The organism is Kitasatospora sp. NPDC059327, assembly GCF_042752535.1.
In the GTDB taxonomy this organism is placed as follows: domain Bacteria; phylum Actinomycetota; class Actinomycetes; order Streptomycetales; family Streptomycetaceae; genus Kitasatospora.
In genome coordinates this window covers 1-1,234 of sequence record NZ_JBHYYB010000259.1, presented here as the reverse complement: position 1 = coordinate 1,234, position 1,234 = coordinate 1, and the positions used below count along the sequence as shown (strand labels likewise).

At 68.4% G+C, this 1,234-nt stretch carries 2 protein-coding genes; both read right to left on the bottom strand.

Translation table 11 applies throughout. The features are described 5' to 3' along the window. Positions 1-28: 28 nt before the first annotated feature. The gene (locus ACFXHB_RS44875) at positions 29-613 is read right to left on the bottom strand and encodes an IS630 family transposase (RefSeq protein ID WP_380583020.1); all 585 of its coding nucleotides are present in this window, start codon (positions 611-613) and stop codon (positions 29-31) included. Further along, positions 553-1,110, bottom strand: a complete 558-nt coding sequence (locus ACFXHB_RS44870) for a helix-turn-helix domain-containing protein (protein ID WP_380583018.1) — start codon at positions 1,108-1,110, stop codon at positions 553-555. The genes ACFXHB_RS44875 and ACFXHB_RS44870 overlap by 61 nt, the downstream gene beginning before the upstream one ends. Positions 1,111-1,234: the final 124 nt, after the last annotated feature.

The following is a 1,234-nucleotide window of genomic DNA, read 5'->3' as shown; positions in this document are numbered from 1 at the left end:
TAACGAAGTACTACTAGTGCTGGATTCCTCAAAGGCGGTAAACAAATCGCCGTCGGCATTGACGGGTCGGTGGGGGCGGTCTGCCCCAGATCCAGGGCTTGGCACGTGCGTTGAGCTGGGTGGTTGCGAGGCGGGTGGCCTGGTCGATCTCGTCGGGACCGGCGAAGGACCGGCCTGCGAGGGCGGCCTTGCGGAAGATGCGCCACCAGCCTTCCTGGAGGTTGAGCCAGCAGGCGCCGACGGGGATGAAGACATGTCGTATCCGGGGATGGTCCTCGAGCCAGGTGCGGGTGGACAGGCTGTTGTGGGAGGAGAGGTTGTCGGTGACGACGACGATCTCGCCGGTGGGATTGGCGTCCTCGAGTACTTGTAGGAACTGTTGGTAGAAGACGCTGTTGCGGGAAGAAGCGGTCATGGTGACCTCTTGTCCGTCGCTGACGCGCAGGCCGCCGTAGACCCAGGTCTTCTCCGGCCCGCGGCCGTAGTCCAGCTCGTTCTTGATGCGGTGTCCGTCCGGCGACCAGCCCGGCGCCGGCGGGAAGGTGCGCGGGATCACCGGCCCCAGTTCGTCGACGCAGACGACCGTCGCGTCGGCGGGCGGGCAGGTGTACAGGCCGACGACCCGCGTCCTTTTCCCTCGAAGTCCGGGTCCTTGGAGCGGATCCAGGACCTGGTGCGACGCCACCGAACTCCCTCGGCCACCAGGATCCTGCGGACCTGCGAGCGCCCGATCTCGATGCCGGCGGCCCGTGCCCGGTCGGCCAGTGCGTCCAGGGTCCACTCCGCCGGCCCCGCCGGGTCCTCCGCTTCCAGATCGCCACCAGCCCGGACCGTGAGGCGGCCCGGCGGGGGCTGCTTGACCAGGGCGATGACCCGCGAGCGCTCGGCCTCGGTGATCCGACGCTTGCGGCCCTGCCCGCCCACATCCTCCAAGCCCTCCGTACCGTCCCGATTGAAGCGGTGCAGCCAGCACCGCACCGTCTTCTGACTGCACGCCAGCTCGTACGCGATCGCGGGCACCCTCGACCCCGCCCAGCTCAGCTCGACCATCCGAGCCCGCTGTACCAGATCCGCCGGCGCCTTCCGCGCCCGCGCCAACCGGCGAACCATAGCTTCCTCGCCCGAATCACGGCCCTGCCGCGCCCGCAGCACCACCCCGAACCACCCGCCCCTGACCGACCGAACCGTCCCTCCACCAGCACATATACCCATCCAAAGAGGAATCCAGCACTAG

Bases quoted from the DNA above. Each gene is read 5' to 3' on its own strand.
- ACFXHB_RS44870 (WP_380583018.1), bottom strand. From the start codon at position 1,110: ATGGTTCGCCGGTTGGCGCGGGCGCGGAAGGCGCCGGCGGATCTGGTA.